General features: G+C 69.8%; 21 protein-coding genes. 9 read left to right on the top strand and 12 right to left on the bottom strand.

Going from position 1 to position 20,699, the window contains the following annotated elements; all coding sequences use genetic code 11:
• Positions 1-57: 57 nt before the first annotated feature.
• Positions 58-1,443, top strand: coding sequence for an acyltransferase (locus INT51_RS01965; protein WP_193103499.1), 1,386 nt, complete (start codon positions 58-60; stop codon positions 1,441-1,443).
• Here INT51_RS01965 and INT51_RS01960 read toward each other — a convergent pair.
• Complete coding sequence (locus INT51_RS01960; protein WP_193103498.1) at positions 1,431-2,099, bottom strand: hypothetical protein; 669 nt, start codon at positions 2,097-2,099, stop codon at positions 1,431-1,433. The genes INT51_RS01965 and INT51_RS01960 overlap by 13 nt on opposite strands.
• A 136-nt stretch (positions 2,100-2,235) precedes the next feature.
• Between INT51_RS01960 and INT51_RS01955 the strand changes: the two genes are divergently transcribed.
• From INT51_RS01955 to INT51_RS01945, 3 genes are all read left to right on the top strand, one after another.
• Positions 2,236-2,649: an HIT family protein gene (locus INT51_RS01955; protein WP_226831815.1), complete on the top strand. Its 414-nt coding sequence runs from the start codon at positions 2,236-2,238 to the stop codon at positions 2,647-2,649.
• Between the two features lie 46 nt (positions 2,650-2,695).
• Positions 2,696-3,613 carry an aminoglycoside phosphotransferase family protein gene (locus tag INT51_RS01950; RefSeq protein ID WP_193103496.1) on the top strand — a complete coding sequence of 306 codons (918 nt, stop codon included), beginning with the start codon at positions 2,696-2,698 and terminating at the stop codon, positions 3,611-3,613.
• A gap of 146 nt (positions 3,614-3,759) precedes the next feature.
• Positions 3,760-4,740: a phosphotransferase enzyme family protein gene (locus tag INT51_RS01945; protein WP_193103495.1), complete on the top strand. Its 981-nt coding sequence runs from the start codon at positions 3,760-3,762 to the stop codon at positions 4,738-4,740.
• Between the two features lie 13 nt (positions 4,741-4,753).
• On the opposite strand, the gene INT51_RS01940 is transcribed toward INT51_RS01945, so the two are convergent.
• Positions 4,754-5,215, bottom strand: coding sequence for a VOC family protein (locus tag INT51_RS01940; RefSeq protein WP_193103494.1), 462 nt, complete (start codon positions 5,213-5,215; stop codon positions 4,754-4,756).
• Positions 5,216-5,410: 195 nt separating this feature from the next.
• Here INT51_RS01940 and INT51_RS01935 point away from each other — a divergent pair, with 195 nt between their 5' ends.
• Positions 5,411-6,946, top strand: a complete 1,536-nt coding sequence (locus tag INT51_RS01935; RefSeq protein WP_193103493.1) for an FGGY family carbohydrate kinase — start codon at positions 5,411-5,413, stop codon at positions 6,944-6,946.
• On the opposite strand, the gene INT51_RS01930 is transcribed toward INT51_RS01935, so the two are convergent.
• The 7 genes from INT51_RS01930 to INT51_RS01900 form a co-directional block, all read right to left on the bottom strand.
• Complete coding sequence (locus tag INT51_RS01930) at positions 6,936-7,793, bottom strand: MurR/RpiR family transcriptional regulator (RefSeq protein WP_193103492.1); 858 nt, start codon at positions 7,791-7,793, stop codon at positions 6,936-6,938. The two genes, INT51_RS01935 and INT51_RS01930, sit on opposite strands and share 11 nt — an antisense overlap.
• Positions 7,771-8,640, bottom strand: coding sequence for a phosphonate ABC transporter, permease protein PhnE (gene phnE, locus INT51_RS01925; protein ID WP_193103491.1), 870 nt, complete (start codon positions 8,638-8,640; stop codon positions 7,771-7,773). Before phnE (INT51_RS01925) ends, INT51_RS01930 begins: the two co-directional genes overlap by 23 nt.
• Complete coding sequence (phnE, locus tag INT51_RS01920) at positions 8,637-9,449, bottom strand: phosphonate ABC transporter, permease protein PhnE (protein ID WP_193103490.1); 813 nt, start codon at positions 9,447-9,449, stop codon at positions 8,637-8,639. Before phnE (INT51_RS01920) ends, phnE (INT51_RS01925) begins: the two co-directional genes overlap by 4 nt.
• Positions 9,446-10,276, bottom strand: a complete 831-nt coding sequence (phnC, locus tag INT51_RS01915; RefSeq protein WP_370540773.1) for a phosphonate ABC transporter ATP-binding protein — start codon at positions 10,274-10,276, stop codon at positions 9,446-9,448. The genes phnE (INT51_RS01920) and phnC overlap by 4 nt, the downstream gene beginning before the upstream one ends.
• Positions 10,273-11,277 carry a PhnD/SsuA/transferrin family substrate-binding protein gene (locus INT51_RS01910; protein ID WP_193103489.1) on the bottom strand — a complete coding sequence of 335 codons (1,005 nt, stop codon included), beginning with the start codon at positions 11,275-11,277 and terminating at the stop codon, positions 10,273-10,275. Before INT51_RS01910 ends, phnC begins: the two co-directional genes overlap by 4 nt.
• A 46-nt stretch (positions 11,278-11,323) precedes the next feature.
• On the bottom strand, positions 11,324-12,010 hold the full coding sequence (locus INT51_RS01905; RefSeq protein WP_193103488.1) for an HAD family hydrolase: 687 nt from the start codon (positions 12,008-12,010) through the stop codon (positions 11,324-11,326).
• A gap of 323 nt (positions 12,011-12,333) precedes the next feature.
• Complete coding sequence (locus INT51_RS01900) at positions 12,334-12,783, bottom strand: hypothetical protein (protein WP_193103487.1); 450 nt, start codon at positions 12,781-12,783, stop codon at positions 12,334-12,336.
• Between the two features lie 252 nt (positions 12,784-13,035).
• Here INT51_RS01900 and INT51_RS01895 point away from each other — a divergent pair, with 252 nt between their 5' ends.
• Both INT51_RS01895 and INT51_RS01890 read left to right on the top strand, forming a co-directional pair.
• Positions 13,036-14,592: an HNH endonuclease gene (locus INT51_RS01895; RefSeq protein ID WP_193103486.1), complete on the top strand. Its 1,557-nt coding sequence runs from the start codon at positions 13,036-13,038 to the stop codon at positions 14,590-14,592.
• A gap of 54 nt (positions 14,593-14,646) precedes the next feature.
• Positions 14,647-14,943, top strand: a complete 297-nt coding sequence (locus INT51_RS01890; RefSeq protein ID WP_193103485.1) for a Dabb family protein — start codon at positions 14,647-14,649, stop codon at positions 14,941-14,943.
• 60 nt (positions 14,944-15,003) lie between these two features.
• Here the strand turns inward: INT51_RS01890 and INT51_RS01885 are convergent, their stop codons facing one another.
• From INT51_RS01885 to INT51_RS01875, 3 genes are read right to left on the bottom strand one after another with little or no spacing between them, the layout of a single operon-like run.
• A complete protein-coding gene (locus tag INT51_RS01885) occupies positions 15,004-15,933 on the bottom strand; it encodes a carbohydrate ABC transporter permease (protein WP_193103484.1) in 930 nt (309 codons plus the stop codon).
• The gene (locus INT51_RS01880) at positions 15,930-16,886 is read right to left on the bottom strand and encodes a carbohydrate ABC transporter permease (protein WP_193103483.1); all 957 of its coding nucleotides are present in this window, start codon (positions 16,884-16,886) and stop codon (positions 15,930-15,932) included. The genes INT51_RS01885 and INT51_RS01880 overlap by 4 nt, the downstream gene beginning before the upstream one ends.
• A gap of 36 nt (positions 16,887-16,922) precedes the next feature.
• Positions 16,923-18,203, bottom strand: coding sequence for an ABC transporter substrate-binding protein (locus INT51_RS01875; protein WP_370540772.1), 1,281 nt, complete (start codon positions 18,201-18,203; stop codon positions 16,923-16,925).
• A gap of 105 nt (positions 18,204-18,308) precedes the next feature.
• On the opposite strand from INT51_RS01875, the gene INT51_RS01870 reads away from it, so the two are divergent.
• A complete protein-coding gene (locus INT51_RS01870) occupies positions 18,309-19,490 on the top strand; it encodes an ROK family protein (protein WP_193103482.1) in 1,182 nt (393 codons plus the stop codon).
• Positions 19,491-19,577: 87 nt separating this feature from the next.
• The gene (locus INT51_RS01865) at positions 19,578-20,690 is read left to right on the top strand and encodes a Gfo/Idh/MocA family protein (RefSeq protein WP_193103481.1); all 1,113 of its coding nucleotides are present in this window, start codon (positions 19,578-19,580) and stop codon (positions 20,688-20,690) included.
• Positions 20,691-20,699: the final 9 nt, after the last annotated feature.

The raw sequence follows: 20,699 nt of genomic DNA, 5'->3' as shown, positions 1-20,699 counted from the left end.
ATGTTCTGGGTCCGGCCGCGTCCATAACCTCTGGGTCATCACCCCAGGAGGAGACCCATGGCCATCGCCCAGGCGCCGACGCGCCCTACCCCGTTTGCCCGCCCCGCGACGGTCCATGCCGCCGCGGAGCGCCCCGTTCCGGCTCGTCCCGTTGCCCGGGACACGGGCATCGATCTGGTGCGGGCGCTGTGCGTCGTCGCCGTCATCGCTCTGCACGGCCTCCAGGTCGGCGTCACCGTCGACAGGTCGGGACCCGTCCTCGAGTACGCCACCGTCGGCGCCGCCTGGTACCCGCCGCTCACGTGGCTCCTGCAGGTCATGCCGATCTTCTTCGTGATCGGGGGGTTCGCCGGGATGCTCGCCTACCGCCGGACGCGCGAGAAGGGCGGCACCGCCGTCGACTTCGTGGTCGGCAGGGTGCACCGGCTCCTCGTACCCGCTGTGCTGACGATCGCCACGGCGGGCATCGCGCTCGCGTTCCTCCTGAGCATCGGCGTCCCGCCCGATCTGGTGCAGCAGACCGGTATCCGCTACGGCGAGCCGCTCTGGTTCCTCGGCGTCTTCCTCGCCAGCCAGGCCCTGCTGCCCGCACTCCTGGTCGCGCATGAGAAGGCACCGCGGGCCACCCTGATCGGCCTGGTCACCTCGGCGGTGCTCGTCGATGCGCTCCGAGCCGTCACCGGCATCGACGCCATCGGCTACCTGAACATCGCCTTCGTCTGGCTCGCGCTGCAGCAGGCGGGCTTCTTCCTCGCCGAGGGCCGCATCGACGCCCTCTCCCGGCGCACCCGCGCACTGGGCGGTCTCGCAGCGGGCATGCTGCTCGCCGGCACGGTCACGGCCGGGGTGTTCTCGCCGGATCTGATCGCGAACCTCAACCCGCCCACCACAGCGCTGCTGCTCGTGGGCGCGGCACAGACCGCGGTCCTCTCCCTGCTGCGCGACCGGATCACGCAGCTCAGCATCAGGCCCCGCGTCGCAGCGTTCACCGCGTTCGTCACCGCGCGGACCATGACGATCTACCTGTGGAACCTGACGGCGCTGCTCACGTTGGCGGCCATCTCCGCGTTCCTCGCGATGAACGGTGCCCTGGTGCTTCCCGAGCCGTCGAGCCTCGGATGGTGGCTCACGCGACCGGTCTGGCTCGCGCTCGCCTTCCTGCTGACGGCCGCCGTCGGCTGGGCTCTCGGCGGCAGTGAGCGACTCCGGCTCCCGCGGCCGACGACATCCGCCCGGCGCGCGGCGCAGGCGGTGCTGCTGGGCCTGACCGGTGTTCTGGTGCTGCTCCTGGCCGGCACCACCGTGCTCCATGTCGTGATCGCCCTCGCGGCGATCCTGGCGGCGCTGGCGCGGATCCGGGCACCGCGCAGGCCGACCCCCACGTCACCGGTCCCGGTGGCGCAGATGGACACGGTGAGAACTCCGACTGGTCACGCCGAATGAGTGGGAGCCTCGCCGGAGGAATCGTCGGATCCGTGGGCCAGGACCTGTGAGAGCCCGGAGAGGTCGGCGACGAACGTCGGGTCGACCTCGGCGCGCACGTCGCTGTAGTGCCGGTATACCGCGAGCGCTGTGCCCGGCCCAAGTGGCGCCCGGAGCAGCTCGAGAGACGAACCTGCGCATGTGTCGAGTGCGGTGGAGGAGCGGTGAGGACTCGTTCCCGTCAGGTGGTCGGCTCGAAGCATCGATTGCACCAGCGCATCACGGAGCACACCCAGCACGAGATGCAGCCCGATCAGGTCGGCACCTCGACCGAATCTGGAGGCGGCCAGCGCCGAATCGAAACGTGGAGAGTTGTCCGTCGTCGGCGCAGGGAGGCATGCGCCGCCGCCGGGGACGCTGAGGTCGACGCGGCGGCCATCGGTCATGACCACGCGAACTGTCTGGACGCCGTCCTCGTCCGATGAGTCCTGGAATGACCAGACGGTTCCTCCGAGGACTCGAGCGACATCGAAGGGCGCTGCCGCGTGCACGACGACGTCGAGGTCACTCCAGCCGTCGAGCAGCTCGGGGGTTGTCGCCGATCCGTACAGCTCGATGGTGCTGGAGGGGAGGGCCCGACGCAGTTGATCGAGGGTCCTGAGCTGCCAGCAATCCATGGCCCCAGAGTAGGGCGTGCACTGCAGACTCCATCAGCGCCGCGAGCGCACGAGGGAAGCCGATAGCGTCATGCCTATGGATCAGTGGCGATCGGACAGAGTCGGCAGCGCTTTACGAGGCGAGAACCCCACGGTGATGAGACGGATGCCGGGGGGCTTCGCGGTGATCGGCGACGTGCAGTTCCTCCCCGGCTACAGCGTGCTGATCACTGATGCGCCCGGCGTCGACCGGCTCACCGACCTTCCCCGCCCGGAGCGCGCCAGATTCCTGTCAAGCATGGACCTGCTGGGAGAAGCGGTCGAGCGGGTCTGCGCGGCCCGGGATCCTCGGTTTCGACGCGTCAACCTCGAGATCCTCGGGAATGCCGACGCCTTCCTCCACGCTCACGTCTGGCCCCGCTACGACTGGGAACCCGAGGAGATCGTCACGAGGCCCGTGTGGAGGCACCCGAGCGAACAATGGACGGACTCGTCCTCGCAGCTCACCTCGGCCCATGACGCGTGGATGGTTGCTCTGGCCACAGCTCTGGACGAGCTGACGGACCATTGAAACTCGCGGCCATTCGCTCGCCCACGCCCCCTGCGAGGATGGGGTGATGCAGCCACTGCTAGCAATCGAGCCGACCTTCCGGAATCGACTGCTCCGACACGACCCGGCATCCGCGCCATGGTTGGAGGCCCTGCCCGGGCACTTCGTCGACGTCTGCGCCCGATGGAATCTGTGGCAGAGCGACGCGCCCCGCTACGGAGGCACCAGTATCGTGATCCCGGTCCACGGTGCACCTGAGGGTGAGGCCGCGCTGAAGATCGTCTCTCCCCTCGCCGATCCCGCGACGGAGAACCTGGCGCTCGCCGCTCTCGCGGGGCACGGCGTGGTCCGGCTCTTCCGGTTCCACGAGGAGTCCCGCGCGCTGCTGCTCGAGCGACTCGACGGCCCGGCCCTCTCCGAGCACAACGATCGGTTCGAGGTCGCGCGCATCGCCGGGGCAGTGGCACGGACGATCGCCTCCGTGCCCGCGCCGCCGGACGCACCGCGACTCTGCGACACCTCCCGGAGATGGCTTCCCATGCTCCAGGAGCAGCATGCGCAGGCGCGGTCGGCCGGCAATGCTCTCCCGGAGGCGACGTTCCATCGAGCCGCACGGATCGTCGAGGGGCTCACCGCCGAGGCATCGACCACGCTGACCCACGGCGACTTGAGCCTGGAGAACATCCTGCGTCGAGATGATGGCGTGTGGATCGCGATCGACCCCGGTTATCTCTGTGCGCCGGTCGAGTACGAGGCGCACACCATCCTGCGCGGTCTGCTGGCGGCGCTGATGGCATCCGCAGATCCACGCGCAGCGCTGCGCGATGTGATCGCGCAGTTCTGCGAGGCCGCGCAGGCGGATGCCGCTCGCGCCGAGGAGCTGTCCTTCGCGCGGTTCGTCGCCTCGTTCTATTGGGAGTCGCAGCACGAGGGGGATCCCGCTGACGTCGAACGGCTCCGACGTGCGGTGGAGGTCACCACTTGAGTCGATCGGGCCCCGCAGGGAGTTGGGGCCTGCCACCGGGTACCGCCCCTTCCCGCGCCACCCCCGCCCTCGCCATCTGCGGGCACGCTTGTGTGGATGTCGTGGAGACGCGACGACGCGCCGTCCCGCGTCCCTACAGTGGTCTCATGCTGCCGCGAGGACTGTCGATGCTGTGGGAGACCGTCGAGCCGGAGACCGCGCTGCGTGAGCGCTTCGGCTTCCCCGACCTCACCGCCGCCACCACCTGGATGACCGCCGCCCTCCAGGACACCTGGGGCATCGCCGTGCAGGAGTCCTCCCGGGTGGTGATCAGCGGGCACAACGCGATTCTCTGGGCGCAGTCCGACCGTGGGCCCCTGGTGGTGAAGTGGTCCCGGCAGGGCCGGCTCTTCTCCGCCCTGGAGGCGTCGACGCGGCTGCTCGCCGAGCTCGGCGCACAGGGCCTGCCGGTGGCGACGCCGATCCCTTCGGCCGACGGTGCGGTCCGTGTGGAGCTGGAGGGGCCCACGACGACCCTGTCCCTCGCGGTGCTTCCCGAGCTGGCAGGGGACTGGCTGGATGTCACCGACAAGGCCGCGGTCCACGCGGCCGGGGCGAGCCTCGCGCGGATCCATCAGGCGCTGGGCACCCTTTCCGGGCCCACCCTCGCAGCGCTCCCGGAGGATGTGCGCTCGTTGACCTCGAAGGGTCCCGCCCTTCCGGAGTGCGTCGGGCAGTGGCTCCAGGAGCGGGACACCGGGACCGCGCCGGCGGCGTCCGCCCGTCTCGCCGCGCTCTGGGCGGAGGCTCCCGTGCTCGAGACCGGGCGCCAGCTCGTGCACGGGGACTTCCGGGCCGCGAATATCCTCACCCGGGACCAGACGGTGGTCGCCGTGCTCGACTTCGACGAGGTACGCCTCGACCATCCGGTGGCGGACCTTGCGCAAGCCAGCGTCTACCTCGCCACGCTGTTCACCGATTGGGGGCCGACGACCCCGACCGCACGGCGCGCCCTGCGGGACGGCTACGAATCGATCCGCCCCCTCACTGCGGACGAAGCAGAGTGGCTGGAGATCCTGGTGCTGTGGATGAGCCTGGCCGCAGTTCCGGACGGCGACGACCCGGCCGGATGGGCGGACGCGATCTGACGGTGACGCGAGCTCAATCCAGGCAGAACTCATTGCCCTCGGGGTCCGCCATCACGACGAATCCGATGCTCATCGGCGCCTCGGGTTCGTAGCGAGCGATCCGGGATGCGCCCAGGGCGAGCAGGCGTGCGCACTCAGTCTCGAGCGCCTCCATGCGTTCCTCGCCACGCAGCTCGGAGGCCGTGCGCACATCGAGATGGACCCGGTTCTTGGCGGCCTTGCCCTCGGGCACCTGCTGGAAGAAGATCCGCGTGCCCACGCCCTCCGGGTCCTCGAGAGCGGAGGCGCTGTTGCGCTGCTCCTCGGGGACGCCGCTGCGGGCGAGGAACTCGTCCCAGGCTGCGAGGGGATCCGCGCCGGGAGGCAGGTCCACGCCCGGAGGATTGGGGTGCACGTACCCGAGCACTTCCCTCCAGAAGCTCGACAGGGACCGTGGATCGAGGGCATCGAACGTGACCTGGATGGTGCTGCTCATGGGATTCCTCCGGTGACAGGGCGGCGAGCGCCGGAGCTCGGAGTCGGAGGACGCTCGCGTGGAGGCAGTCTGCCCACCAGAGCGGACAGGAACTGACCGCAGACCACCCGGGCAGCCCTTCACGCGCAATCCGACCCACTCCGGAGGGAGGCCGTGACCGGCAGGTTCCTCGATCCGCGCCTCTACTCTTGTCCTATGCCCCTTCTGCTGTGCCTGGACCTCGGGACCTCCGCCGTGAAAGCGGCCCTGATAGATCTCGACGGCGCCAGCACGGCTCAGGCGACCGGCTCGTACGCCACCCTCACCACGCACGACGGGGGAGCGGAGCAGAACCCGGGCGACTGGGTGCGCGCCGCCCGCACGGTCATCACGCAGCTCCTGGGCGATCTCCCCGATGTCCGTGACCTCGTGGCCCTGAGCATGACCGGACAGATGCAGGACCTCGTGCTCCAGACCGCCGAGGGCGCGGCAGTCCACGCCATCCTGTACAGCGACACCCGCGCCGCAGAGGACGCCGACCAGCTGCACGCGCAGCTGCGAGACACGGGCACGAGCTGGAACGACCTGACCGGCAATCTGCAGGACGCCACCAGCTGCGCCGCGATGTTCCGACGCCTCGCGCGCACCGACCCCGGGGCCGTGCAGCGGGCCCGCGGCGTGGTGTTCGGCCCCGCCGCCCACCTCGCTCATCTGCTCGGCTGCGGGCTCTGGTGCGACCTCACCACCGCCGCCGCCACCGGTCTGCTCGATGCCCGCGATCGCAGCTGGTCAGCACCGGTGGCGCGAGCCGCCGGCCTGGAGGAGCAGCTGCTCCCCGCTCTCACGACGGGCGTGGGGCAGATCGTCGGACGCACCGACGCCTCCGCCCCGGACCTGCTCGGGCTGCCGGCAGGACTGCCCGTGGTGCTCGCCCCGGGGGACGCCGCAGCGACGACGCTCGGACTCGTCGGCCTCGACGTGGGCGAGGACTACGCCTACCTGGGCACCAGCGGGTGGCTCGCCTCGGTGCTGCCGGCCTCCGAGGGGGCCGGTGCGGGCAGCTCGCACCATCTCGCACTCGGATCGAGCGACGGGAGCGCCCGAACGGTCCTGCGGATCTCCGCCGTGCTGGCCGCCGGAGCCGCAGCGGCGTGGGCTCGTGAGGCGCTGCTTAAGGGGGCCACCCCCGCTCAGGCCGATGCCCTGCTGGAGGACCGCGAACGGCGTGATGGCCGGGGGCCGACGGGGCTGCTCGCCCTCCCCTCGATCCACGGGGAGCGCTACCCGGTGCGCGACGCCGACCTGCGAGCCGCCCTCATCGGGATGGGTCCCCACACCCGTGGCATCGACCTGTACGCCGCGGTGCTCGAAGGCGTCGCCCACGCCCTGTCGCACGCATCGGAGCAGTGTGCCCCGGGCGGTGCGGGCGAGGGGTCCCGCCCGCTGACGGTCGTGGGCGGCGGCGCCACCTCCGCACCGTGGCTGCGAATCCTCGCCGACGTCACGGGCCGCCCCGTGCGCACGGTCCACGGGGCAGATGCGGCGCTGCTGGGCTGTGCCCTCGCGGGGGCGGACGCTCTCGGGCTCCAGCACCGTATCCGCCCGCTCGCCGTGCAGGAGGAGGGTCGCATCGTGGATCCGGAGGCGCCGGCCGTGGTCGGCCATGCCGCCCAGCGCTCGGCCCATCGTGCGCTCTACAGCGCGGTCGCCCAGGTTCGTGCCCTGTCGAGCAAGCCCTCGGCTACTCGCTGATCCGCTCGCCGAGCAGGGCCATCAAGGAGGCCCGCGCCTCCCGGCCCTGCTCACCGCGGCGCGCGACCAGCAGCTCGACCACCGACTCGAGCACCAGGGTGAGCGCGACGCGGGAGGTCTGCCTCAGTTCGTCGGAGAACGACTCGTGCACGGTCGGCACCACCAGGGCCGTATCCGCCAGCTCCACCAGCGGCGCGGAGGCGAAGGAGGTCAGTGCGAGCACCCGGGCACCGGCCCTGCGGGCCTCGGCAGCGACGTCGAGCGAGGCCGGATTCGCGCCGGAACCCGAGATCACCAGACACACCGACCCCTCACGGAGCCGCCGCGCCGCGATCAGCTGCGACAGGGCATCAGGCAGGAACTCCACCGGCCGGTCAGCGGCGCTCAGCCGCATCGCCGCACTCAGACCCAGCGGCACCGACAGCCCGGACGCCGCGATCACCACCCGATCCGCCTCATCGAGCGCCGCGACGACCTCGTCCACGGCGTCCTCGGACAGCGCCGCCGTCACCCGCGGCAGCGTCCGGGCGAAGCGCAGGATCGAGCTGCGCACAGAGCCGACGTCCCCCTCTGCGTCCTGCTCGTCGGCCTCATCGAAGGACAGCTCGCGCGCCAGCGCCACCCGCATCTGGGGGTAGCCGTCGTACCCGAGTGCCCGGGCGGTGCGGACCACCGAGGCCCGACCCACCCCGACCTGCTCGGCGAGCTGCTGGGCCGTGCAGTCCACGGCCCCGGCGAGATCCGCGGTGATCCGGTCGACCACCAGCCGTTCGCTGGGATGGAACGACGGGCCCAGCGCCGCGACCCGAGCGGTCAACGGGGCGTCAGCGGGTCCGGTCCACGACACGAGGGCGCGCTCCTTCCATGATCCGGCGCCGGATGCTGCCGGAGATCAGATCGATCAGCATCGTGATCACGACGACCACGATCAGCAGCATGCCCACCGTGTCCCACTCCCGGTAGTTGGTGTAGTTCGAGAGCATAGTGCCGATGCCACCTGCACCGATCAGCCCCAGAACCGCCGAGGTGCGGATGTTGATCTCGAAGCGGTAGAGCGCGAAGGACATCAACGACGGCGCAGCCGCCGGCCACAGCGCCCACCGCGCCACCTCGGCCGTGGAGCCGCCGGCGGCACGGACCGCCTCGGAGGCGCCCTCCTGGACCGATTCGACGGTCTCGTAGACCCATTTGCCCTGGGTGCCGATCCCGGCGATGCCGAGCGCGAGAGCGCCGGTGAACGGCGTGAGCCCGGTGACGGTGAGCAGCACCAGGGCGATCACGACCTCCGGCACGGCGCGGATGATGGCGAACAGCCAGCGCAGCGGCAGGCGCACCCAGGCCGGCCCGACGCCCCGCGCCGCCAGGATGCCCAGCGGGATCGACAGGGCCACGCAGCCGATAGCTCCCAGCCAGGCCATCGACACCGACCGCCAGGTCTCGAACAGCGCGCGCGGCAGCTTCTCCCAGTTCGGCTCGGCGAACAGCAGGACGAGATAATTCGCGACGCGACCGGGGATCTCGCCGAGCGACGTCCAGGAGATGTCCAGCTCGATCGTCGCCAGCACCACTATCACGCCCGCGATCACCGCCGCCACGGTGGGACCCGTGCGAGAGGGGCGCGGCGGCAGTGAGGGCGCGCCGCGGTCTGCCGCCGGCGAGGGGGGCCGGAGCTGGGGGCGGGCAGCGGCGCTCATCGCAGCCTCTTGCGCAGCGTGGTCGAGAGCAGCTCGATCAGCACCACCACGATCAGGATCTCCAGGATGATCAGCGAGACGTCCTCATAGGCATAGAAGGCACGCCGCTCGTCGAGCAGCCTCCCGATGCCGCCCGCGCCGACGATGCCGAGGATCGCCGAGATGCGCACGTTCAGCTCGAGGGAGTAGAGCCACTGGTTCGTCAGCAGCGGCCAGGATTGCGGCAGCACGGTGCGCCGATTGATCTGCAGTTGCGTCCCCCCGGCGGCCCTGCCCGCCTCGAGGTAGGGATGGTCGGTCGAGTCGATCGCCTCGGAGACCAGCTTGATGACCACGCCGATGTCGAACAGGATCAGCGTGACCACTCCCGGCAGGGTGCCCACGCCGATCATCGCCACCAGGATCGTCGCGTAGACCAGATCCGGCACGGAGCGCACGATGTTCACCACGAACCGCACCAGCTGCCGAGTGACCGTGTGCGGATTCGACGGGCGCGCGGCCCACAGCGTCACCGGGATCGACACCAGCGCGGCCGTGACGGCGCCGACCACGGCCATCGCCAGGGTCTCCAGCATCGGTCCCAGGGTGCGCGGGAGGAATGCGAGGTTCGGCTGCGCCAGCTGCTGGAGCTTGCTCGCACCGTTGCGCCAGTTCCGGGTGATCGACTCCAGGTCGATCTCCACCCCGCCGATGGCCGGGAGGCAGGTCGCGACCGAGAAGGCGATGAGGGCTGCGAGGATCAGCGCGGTCCGCACACGATGCGTCGGCCGCCGCGGCAGGGTCGCAGAGGCTTGCGCGTGGGTGCTCACGGCGCGCTTCCCAGCACGTCTCGGCCCTGGATCGGCCGGCCGTAGATGGCCTCGAAGTCCTGGTCCGTGGCGTCGGCCGCTGGCCCGTCGAAGACCATTTCTCCGTCGCGCAGCCCGATCATCCGGGTCGTGTACTGGCGGGCGAGGTCCATCAGGTGCAGGTTGACCAGCACTGTCAACCCGCGCTCCTCGTTGATCCGCAGCAGATCCTGCATCACGGAGTGGGCCGTGGGCGGGTCCAGGCTCGCCACGGGTTCGTCCGCCAGCATCACCGAGGGCTGCTGGGACAGGGCGCGAGCGATCGCCACCCGCTGTTTCTGCCCGCCGGACAGGGCTCCGGCCCGGGACCAGGCGCGATCCAGGATCCCCACCGAGTCCAGGGCCTCGATCGCGATCTGCTTGTCCTGAGCGCTGGGGAGTCCCAGCAGGCTGCGCCAGGCGGGGGAGTGGGCGAATCGACCCACCAGCACGTTGCTCAGCACGCTGGTGCGCTCGGCCAGGTTGAAGCCCTGGAAGATCATGCCGATGCGCCCCCGCAGCTCGCGCAGGCTCCGGCCGGACAGGCGGGAGACATCCTGCTCGCCGACGAGGAGGCGCCCGCTCGTGATCGGCACCAGCGCGTTGATGGTGCGGATCAGCGTGGATTTGCCCGAGCCGGACAGCCCCACCACGGAGACCATCTCGCCGGGGGCGATGGACAGGGAGACACCGCGCAGGGCACGAGTACCACCCGGATACGTGACGGTGACATCGCGCAGGGTGATCGCTCCGGAGGCGGCCGGGGCGAGGTCCCCGGCCGCCGCGGTGATCGGATCGGAGGCGGTCACCGGGCGAACTGCTCCAGGATCTCGCCGTAGCGGGCGATCTGCTCCGGCTGGGTGTCGGTGGTCCAGTCGGACAGGCCCACCAGGTCGAACATGACGTCGGCTGCCTCGTCGGAGGACTCCGCGTACTCGTCCATCAAGGTGGTCAGCTCGGCGACGAGGTCCTCGGGCAGCGCGTCCGAGACGGCGACGCCGCCGTTGGGGATCATCTCGGTGTATGCGAACACCACGGTGTCCTCACCGACGGTCGGTGCTTCCTCGATGACGGTGCTGCGGGCATCCCAGTAGGCGAAGCCGACCTCGGCGTCGCCGTTCTGCACGGCGAGGACGGCATTGTTGTTGCCCTCGACAGGGACCTGATCCAGGGCGTCGGTGTCCACGCCCTGCTCCGTCATGGCGACCAGCGGGTACTGGTAGCCGGCCGGAGACGTCGCGGCCTGCAGGGCCACCGGGGTGGAGGAGTCGATCTTCGCCAGGGCCTCGACACCGGCAGGCCCCTGACCGGCGGCCTCGGCGGCGGTCTCGGTGCCGTTGCAGTAGGAGAGCTCGTCACCGGTGGCGCCGTAGGCGGCGGTGACCACGTCGTCCACGCAGTACTTGTCCGGGTTGTTCGTCATCGCGATCGCCGCGTACGAGGTGGCGCCGAAGCGCACATCGCGCAGGATCAGTTCGGCTCCGTACTGCTCACCGGCCTGGTAGAGCGAGCCGGCATCGGAGATGACGACCTGTGCCTGATCGGCACCGAGGGCTTCGACGGTCGCCGCGTAGTCGGTCGCGACCACGCCGTTGACCTCGATGCCCAGGCCCTCGGAGAGGTACTCGTTCAGCGGGTCGAGGGCCTCGGCGAGGTCCTCGCCCTCGACGGAGGGGACCAGGGAGAGCGTGATCTCCTCGGGCCATTCCTCGCTGCCGCCGGATGCAGTGTCCCCGCCGGCTGAGGAGCAGCCGGCGATGCTGAGCAGTGCGAACGCCGCGGCGGAGGTGGTCAGGAGGTTCTTGCGCATGGCGGAAGTCCTTTCGAGAGAGGGACGAGCTGGCGAGACGGGCTGGTCAGGCGGTGAGGGGGGCGTGAGGGGTGCGGGGAGTGGCTGCCCAATCCCGGATCGGGTCGTAGAGGTCGCTCAGGGCGGCGCCGCGCAGGGTGGGGCGGGCGTCGGCGGTCTCGCGCACGCCCACCAGGGCGGTGTCCGCGCCGAGGAGGGCGGCAGGGGCGAGGTCGAACTCCCAGATGTCTCCCACGGCGAGCACCGGGCCGTTCCGGAGATGGGCCGTGATGATCGGTGCGAGGCCGGCGGGCTTGCCGACGTCGTGATGCCGGTCGCTGATCGAGTCCTCGATCCCGAGGGAGATCAGGGCCCGTTCGACGCCGACGGGCGGCGCATTGGTGGCGAGCACGCAGGTGGCCTCCGCGGACAGTTCGCGAAGGAAATCGCCGAGGCCCTTCGGGGCGACCACCGGGGCGGCGTCCGTGCCGAGCAGGTCGCGGCTCGCGAGGTAGGCGCGGCCGAGGTCCGCGTCGCGCATTCCCTGCGCCAGGGCGGCGGTGCGCACGGCATCGTAGGCGTCGCGGTGCGCACTGGTGCCTGTCTCGAACTCCGCGAGGGCGGCGAAGGAGGCCTCCACGGCGCGGTCGCCGCCGGGCTGTGAGCCCAGAGCGGTGATGTACGCCTGCAACGGGCCGCGCCCGAGGGCGAGGGTCCCGTCGAAGTCGAAGACGACGGTGGGGCGTGCGGTCACAGCGAGCCTTCCGGTGGGGGCCTGGCGGCGCGGGCCCTGTGGACGATGCGGCCACAGTAAGGGTGCTGTGTGGACGGATAGGCCACGTCCGGGTGAACACTTCGTGACGCGATGGCCGCTAGGTTCGACGCGCAGCGGATCGCGGTGGCTGAAGGCGCATCCGGGCTCCGGGCCGGCCCAACAGATCGGCCCGACGTGATCGACTATTCCCTCGGCCTGTGCGAGCACGCGCTCGCCGAGGTCACCGCTTCGTGGTGGGATCGCCGGGAAGCGGCCCCCGGAAGTGCCTCACTCGGTGCCCGCGCCGTCGCGGGAGCGGCACCTCAGAGCGTTGCGCACTCCTGGGTGAGGATCTCGATGCTCTCGTTCGCGGTCTCCATGTCCAGCGTGTTGGTCCCGGAGATCAGGTCCTGGCCGGCGTCGGCGAACTCCACGAAGCTGTCGTCGGCGCGACCGGTGGCCATGAACAGGCCGCCGGCGCCCATCAGCTCGAAGACGAGCGGTTCAGAGAGGTCGAGGGACTCGTCGGTCAGCGGAAGCTCGTCGTCGACCCTCGCGAGGGTTGCGCACCCTTCGGCGGCGCTCTGCTCGGCTCGGGAGGACCCCGCTTCGCCGATGCCGCTGGAGGAGAGCGCGAATCCGCCCAGTCCGCCGATGGCGACGCCGACCAGGCCGGCCACCAGGGCGGCCGCGAGCGATATGACGACGAGGGCACGGGTCCGGTGGGTGCCGGCCTTCGGCGGGGCTGCAGGGCCAGGAGGGGGTGTGTTCATGCCGCTACGGTACGTCGGCCGTGCGCGGACTGTTCGTTCCTCCACCGAGGGTGGTTATCCACATTGTTCGAACGTTCAACTGTGGGGAGGAAGAATGAGTTTATCCACGTTGCGCTGATCACGGGCGATACTGCTTTGACGTGCGCTAAAGGTCGTTGTGGATAACTGGAGTTGGTCGCGTCCGAAGTTATCCACAGGTGGTGAAAGGGGGTTTCTCCGGGAAGGCGCAAGGCGCATCATGGAAGAATGTTGATGTCGCCACCACAGCCAGATCCCGACGACGGGCCCACCGGTCCGTCGGCGCTGCTGGCTGCCCTTCGCGAGAGAGGCCCCGAGGCGATGGCGGAGCTGATCGGTGACGACGGCTTCCTTCTCGGCTCGATCCTGGCGGCACCGGAGGGAATGTTCGAGGTGGAGGGTCGCGAACGTCGGGACTACGTGAACCTCCTGGCGAAGCTCCAGGAGGCCCGTGCTGTGTTCGACGCCCTGGAGGCGCACACGGTCGTCGCGCTCGCCGAGGCAACGCGCAGGGACCAGCGTGAAGCGGCCCGGGACGAGGCGGGCCATGAGCAGGGGGCCGAGCAGTCGCTCGACCGGGTGAATGCCCGAGCCGATGGGATCACCCGCCGGGACCTGTCGCTCATGACCATGCGCTCGCCCTCGGCGGCGGGGCACACGGTGGCCTCTGCGCGGCGCCTGGTGACGTCGATGCCTCACCTCCTCGCCGCGATGGGAACGGGCAAGGCCACAGCCGCAGCCGTGTATGCAGCCGCCGGTGCGGCCAGCGTGCTGGACCAGCACCAGTGCGAAGAGGTCGACGCGATGCTGCATGCGCGCCTTCCTGATCTCTCAGCGGCCGGGACCAGAAAATGGAAGCAGGCGGTCGCCGCAGCGATCGGTGAGCTCGACCCCGAGGGATCCGTACTCCGGCATCGTCGGGCGCGAAGAGGACGGCACGTCACGTTCACCCCGGGGGAGCACGGGATGGCCACCATCTCGGTCCAGATGCCGGCGATCGAGGCCCGCCTTGTGCGCAAGCGTCTCTCCCTGGAGGCCGAGCGCCGCCTGGTCGAGGGCGCGAAAGGTGGCCACGGAGCGCTCATGGTCGATGCGCTGACCGACACGGTGCTGGGTCGTGAGGACGCGATGGGCCAGGTCGCGCTGGACGTCGGCGTGATCATCACCGACCGCGCCCTGTTCCATCCCGGCAGCGGGGACGTTGCACAGATCGAGGGCTACGGCCCCGTCCCGGCTGAAGCCGTTCGCGAACAGCTGCGCGCCGTGACCGTGGATCCAATAGCTCCTGAGCAGGACACGTTCGGCACCGACGGGCCGGCGGTACGAGCCGTGATCCGCCGGCTGTACACACACCCCACCTCGGGTGAACTGGTCAGCATGGACTCCCGGGCGAGGGCCTTCCCGCCCGCACTGGGCCGGTTCCTGAGCTGGCGGGACTCCTCCTGCCGCGGGCCGTTCTGCAACGCCTCGAGTCGACATCATGACCACATCACTCCGCACTCGCGGGGCGGGCCGACGAGCGCGGACAACGGCCAGGATGTCTGTGCGCACTGCAACCAGAAGGAGGACGATGCGCTCTGCGTCGAGCGCGTCGAGGATCCGGAGCGGCCGGGCCACCGCGTCGCCTGGACCGGGTACGGCGGCACGACCCGGGTCTCCGCCCCACTACCGTTGAGAGAACCGGCGAACACCTCGGACGAGGACTGCGCGGACGATCCGCCCCCTGGCGGCGAAGGGGAGGGCAGCTCGACCCTCCCGGATGATTCTGCGCCACCGCCGACAGGGCCCTGACCCCGCCGCTTTCGCAGAGGGGCTCGTCCCACAAGGGATCAGTAGGCTGAGGCGATGATCCGCCACACCGTCTCCTTCTCCCTCGTCCACGCTCCGGATTCCGCAGAGGAGCAGGAGTTCCTCACCAGCGCTCCGGCCCTGCTGCGCGCGATCGACGGAGTTCGCGACTTCGCCGTCTCCCGACAGGTCAGCCCGAAGAGCAGCTACCGCTTCCAGTTCGCGATGAGCTTCGAGGACGACGCGAGCTACACCGCCTACGACCAGAGCGACGCCCACCAGGAGTTCGTCGCCACCCGCTGGCAGAGCGAAGTCACCGAATTCGAAGAGCTCGACTTCGTCGCCTACCCGTGACGTCCTGGCCGGATCCTGTCAGGCCGTCACCGGATCCGGTCAGGGCTTCCCCGCCTCCGGTCAGGACTTCACCGCGCCCTGGGTGAGACCGGAGATCACCCACTTCTGGGTGAGGATGTAGACCACGACAGCCGGCGCCATCGCCATCAGGTACGAGGCGAAGGCGATGTTGTAGTTGTTGCTGAACTGGGTCTGGAACATCTGCTGCAGCACCGGGAGCGTCTGCAGCTCGGGGTTCGTGGTGATCAGACTCGGCATCATGAAGTCGTTCCACGACCCCAGGAACGCGAAGATCCCCACCGTGGCGGACATCGGCGCGAGCAGCGGGAAGATCAGCCGCGCGAACACCTGCCAGGTGGTGGCGCCGTCCACCCGCATCGACTCCTCGAGCGAGAGCGGGATGGAGCGCAAGAACGCCGTGAACAGCAACGTGTTGAACGCGAGGGCGAACACGATGTGCAGTATCGCCACGCCGAGCGGGTTGTCCAGCCCCACGATGCCGGTGAGCTTCACCTGCGGCAGCGCCACCACCGGGAACGGGATGAACATCGCTGCGAGCAGGTAGAAGAACGACCAGCGGAACAGCCGGCGATCCCAGTTGCGCACGATCGCGAACGCCGCGAGCGAGGAGATGAGGATCTCGCCGGCCACGGAGATCGCCGTGATGAAAGCGGAGATGGCCAGGCCGCGCGGGAAGTTGGTCAGCTGCCACGCCTCGCGGAACCCTTCGAGGGAGAACGGCGCAGGCAGGGAGAAGGCGGAACCGTCGACGGCCTGCGTGGTCGTCTTCAGAGACATGTTCACGGTGACCAGCAGCGGGACCAGCACCGCGAGCGAGCACACGATGAGGATCACGGTGAGCGGCACGTTGAAGCGGTCGCTGCCGATCCCGCTGCGTCGGCCCGAGCGCCGCGTCGACGGCTTCCGGCCCGAGGCGCGGGAGGCAGTGGACTGACCGGTGGGAGGTGGGGAGGACTGGGTGGTGCTCATGCTCCGAAGCTCGCTTTCCCGGCGGTGAGCCGCAGCTGGAGGCCGGCGAGGATGATGGTGATCAGGAAGAACACCGCGGCGTTCGCCATCTGGTAGCCGTAGTCGCCGCCACCGAATCCCTTGAAGATCGACATGGCGATGGACGTGGTGGCGGTGCCCGGGCCGCCGTCGGTGAGGCCCACGATGACGTCGTAGGCGTTGAGGAAGCCCTTGAAGCCCAGGATCGTGTTGATGAGGATGAAGCCGGAGACCATCGGCAAAGTGATGCGCGACAGGCGCTGCCACCCCGAGGCCCCGTCGATCGCGGCCGCCTCGTACAGCTCGGCCGGGATCGTGACCAGTCCGGCGATGTAGATGAGCATCGCGCCGGGGATCGCGGACCAGGCCGTCACCACCACGATGCCGAGCCAGGCCAGGTTCTCGTTGGCCAGGATCGACTCGGAGAGCACCCCGATGCCGAGCGCCTGGCCCAGGGCGGGCAGCGAGTTGGACAGGAGGAACTTGAACACGAACGCGATGATGATCCCGGAGATGACCATGGGGATCACGAAGATGGTGCGCAGCGCGGTCTGGAAGCGGATCTTCGAGGTCAGCATGACCGCGAGGGCGAAGGCGAGAATGTTGACCACGATCACCGTGATCAGGGCGAAGCCCAGCGTGAACACGTAGGCGCTGAGGATGTTCGGATCCTGGAACAGCGCGATGTAGTTGCGCAGGCCGATGAAGTCGTAGTCCCCGAAGCCCACGGAGTTCGTGAAGCTGTAGAAGAAGCCGACGACGGCCGGCAGCGTGATCACCAGGGTGAAGATCGCCAGGGCGGGGAAGAGGAACACGTAGTAGATCGGATCTACCCGACGACGGAGCCGGCGAGGCACCGGGGTGGGAGAGGCCACGGAGCGGGCGGTGGACCCGCTCTCACGGGTCCTCGGGGCGGAAGATGTCTGCGCTGACATGGTGGGCGTCCTTGGGGTCGACGGCGGATGGGCCGCTCAGGCGCGGTAGGCGAGCCGGGCGAAATCGGAATCGAGCTGGGCGAGGATCGGCTCCGGGTCTGCTCCGAGCACGATCGACTGGAGATAGTTCGGGAAGGGGATCGTGGGCGGGATGAACTGCGAAGCGCCCATGTAGAAGCGCCCGTCGTCGTAATAGGGCTGCATCTCGGAGATCCGCGGGTCGCTCACGTCGGGGGCGTCATCCGTGGTGGAGAACGCGAGGGCCAGCTCGTTGTAGGGGAACTGGATCTCCGGGAGCATCAGGTGCTGGAGGAACTCCCGGGCACCCTCCTTCTCATCGGCCTGCTCCGGGATCCACAGCGACAGGTCGATGTTCACGCGGATCTTCAGATCCTCCGGATCGTCGGTCACCGGGAGCGGAAACGATCCCAGCTCGACGTCGGTGCCGGCCTTCTCGATCTCCACGAGGGCCCACGGGCCCTGGAGGTACATGGCGGCCTTGCCCTGTGCCATCGCGGTGTTGCCGTCGCCGTAACTGCGACTGGGGGCGTCCTCGTTGAAGTACGGCAGCAGCTCGAGCATCTGCTGGACCGGCTCGAACAGGGTCTTCTGGAAGGACACCTCGGAATCCGGGCCGACGTCCTCGCCGATCTCGTTCAGCTGGGTGAAGAAGTCCCGCACGTCGACCCGGCCGCCGATGACGTAGTCGAACAGGCCCTGCGTGATCGTCCACAGCTCCGGGAAGGTGCCGTAGATCGGGGTGATGTCGGCGGCGAGCAGGTCCTCGCAGACGGCAAGCAGCTCATCCCAGGTGGTGGGGACCTCGAGGCCGTTGTCCGCGAAGATCTGCTTGTTGTAGATGACGGAGGAGGCGGCGACGGAGTAGGGGATGACGCTGGTGCGCCCCTCGTAACCGGGGTACCACGCCACCAGGTCCAGCACCTCGTCGCGGACCTTGCCGGCCTCGGGGAGGTCGGCGAGATCCGACAGGGCCCCGCGCTCCATGAACCGCGCCATGTCCAGGTTGTAGTTCTGCAGGGCGAGATCCGGCGGGTTGGCGCGCACGAACCCGGCCTGCAGGTTCGTCGCCACGTCGTGGATGTAGGAGTAACTCGACTGCTCGGTGTTGAACTCGCTGACCAGCTCACGGAAGTGGGAGATCACCTCGCGCTTGGATTGGTAGAAGGTCACGCTCGGGCGGCTCGACGAGCCGCATCCGGCGAGCCCGCCGGCGGCGAGAACTCCGGCGGCTCCGGCTCCTGCGGTGAGCAGGGAACGGCGGGTCGGACGACCGGTGCTGAAAGGTCTGGGTGACAACAGTGTCTCCTCGGCGGCATCGCAACCGTTAAATTCAGTTGCTAGATTTAATGCTTGGAGAAAGTATGGTGGGCGTCATAGTCGACGTCAAGGAGGTGGAGGCAGATGGGCTTGAACGTGTCGATGAGCGTGCTGCGCCGCCTGAACATCGAGGCGCTGCTGCGCCATGCGTTCACCTCCGGCACCTTCACCGCCGCCGAAGCGATGGAGGCCACCAGCCTCACCCGGGCGACGGTGCTGGGACTGTGCGACGAGCTCACGGTGGCGGGCTGGATCGAGGAGGCCGAGGACAGTCGCGCCGCGGGTCTCTCGCGCCGTGGTCGACCGGCGCGTCGCCATCGCCTGCGGGCCGGGGCAGGGCTCGTGATCGGCGTCGACGCCGGGCGCAGCGGCTACCGCGCGATGGCCGCGGACCTGCGCGGCGCTGCCCTCGCCACCGCCCGGCGAGAGCTCGATCCGGCCACGGTGGACCGTGAGCTGCGGATCAGCACCGTCCAGGAACTGGTGCGCGAGGTGCGAGAGGCCTCGGCCTCCACCGCGCCCCTGCTGGTCACCGTGATCGGGATCCCCGCGCCGGTCGACTCCCACGGGGCCTCCCCGATCGAGGTGGGTACCTTCTGGCGCCTGATGAACTCGGGATTCCCCGCGCACCTCGACGGGCCCGTCGTCGTGGAGAACGACGCGAACCTCAGTGCCCTGGCGGAGCACGCGCAGCACCCCGAGGTCAATATGGCCACGCTGCTCGTGGGGGAGCGCATCGGAGCCGGCCTCATGGTCGACGGGCACCTGCTGCACGGCGCCCTGGGCGGCGCCGGCGAGATGCGCTTCCTCGAGGCGGCGCTCCAGGACGATATCGGCGCAGAGGGCGTGGCATCGCTCGCGCGCCGATGGACGCTCGAGGGCCTCGCGACCGGGCGCAGCTCACCCGCGCTCGCCGCGATCCCCGCCGACGCCCTCAGCGCGGTCGACGTGTTCGCCGCCGGGCAGGCCGGCGATGAGCTCGCGCGAGACGTCCTGGACCGGATCGGCGAGCGCATCGCCCGGATCGCCGCCATCCTCGTCAGCCTGCTCGGCGTCGAACGGATCGTGATGGCCGGCGCCGTCGCCTCCTCCCTGGAGCCCGTTCTCCAGCGGACCCGCGAGGTGCTCCCGGACATCGCCTATGCGCCGTTCCCCGAGCTGGTCGCGAGCGGGCTCGGACGCGACGTGGTCGTGCGCGGAGCGATCGAGCACGCCGTCTCCCGCCTGCGGGAGGACCCCCTTGCACTCCTCGACCCCCCGACCTGAGGGGAACGAGGGACCACCGTGCGCGGCCCGGAACGACCGGCCGACGTGCAGACCCACCGAAGACCACCGATGAGAGGACCCCGCACGATGACCGATGCACGACAGGCAGAAACCGCACCCCAGGGGACCGACCGCAGAGTGCGCGTCGGCGTGATCGGCCTGGGATGGGCCGGCCAGCAGCACGTCGCCGCCTACGCCGCCGATCCGACCGTGGACCTGGTCGCGATCTCCGCGATGGAGGAGCATCTCCTGGCCCGATTCGGGGATGAGCACGACGTGCCCGGCCGCTACCAGGACTGGCAGCAGATGATCGCCGAGGCCGAGCTCGACGCGGTCTCCATCGCCACCCCGACGTTCCTGCACGCCCCGATGGCGATCGCCGCCCTCGACGCCGGGCTGCACGTGATCAGCGAGAAGCCGATGGCCGAGAACGCCGAGTCCGCCGCTCGCATGGTGGAGGCCGCCGATCGCGCCGGACGCGTGCTGGATGTGTCGTTCAACCACCGTCAGCGCGGTGACGTCACCGCGCTGCGGGCGGTCGTCGAATCCGGGGTGCTCGGGAAGCTCTACTACGCGAAGACCGGCTGGATCCGACGCCAGGGCATCCCGGGGCTGGGCACCTGGTTCACGAAGTCCGAGAGCTCCGGCGGCGGCGCCCTGATGGACATCGGCATCCACATGCTCGATATGGCGCTGCACCTGATGGGCGAGCCGACGGTCACCGCAGCCTCGGCCTCCACGCACGCCGAGTTCGGGCCGCTGGGCCGGGGCGGTTCCGGCTTCGGCATCTCCCAGGTCGAGGACGGCGTCCCCTTCGAGGTCGAGGACCTCGCGACCGCTTTCCTGCGCCTGGACGGCGGCGGGACCCTGCTGCTGGAGTCCAGCTGGGCCCAGTGGATCCCGCACGACCTGTGCTACGTGACGCTCTACGGGGCCGACGGCGGCGCCACCATCGAGTGGGGCGGCGACGCCGGAGCACAGATCACCGTGTGGACCGAGGTCGCCGGGATGCCTGCCGAGCTGCAGCCGGTCGTCGGCGCGGACGGTCGCCACGCCGCCGCCGTCGCGAACTTCCTGCAGAAGGTCCGCTCCGAGGACTGGACCGGGCACAACGGAGCGCTCGCCCTGCGCCGCGCGACCGTGATCGACGCCTGCTACGCCTCGGCGAAGGCCGGTGCCGAGGTCGTTCTCGAGGGCTGACGACGTCGC

Origin of the sequence: Brachybacterium sp. FME24, assembly GCF_014897705.1 — a bacterium.
Lineage (GTDB): Bacteria > Actinomycetota > Actinomycetes > Actinomycetales > Dermabacteraceae > Brachybacterium.
This window is presented reverse-complemented; position numbering and strand designations above follow the sequence as displayed.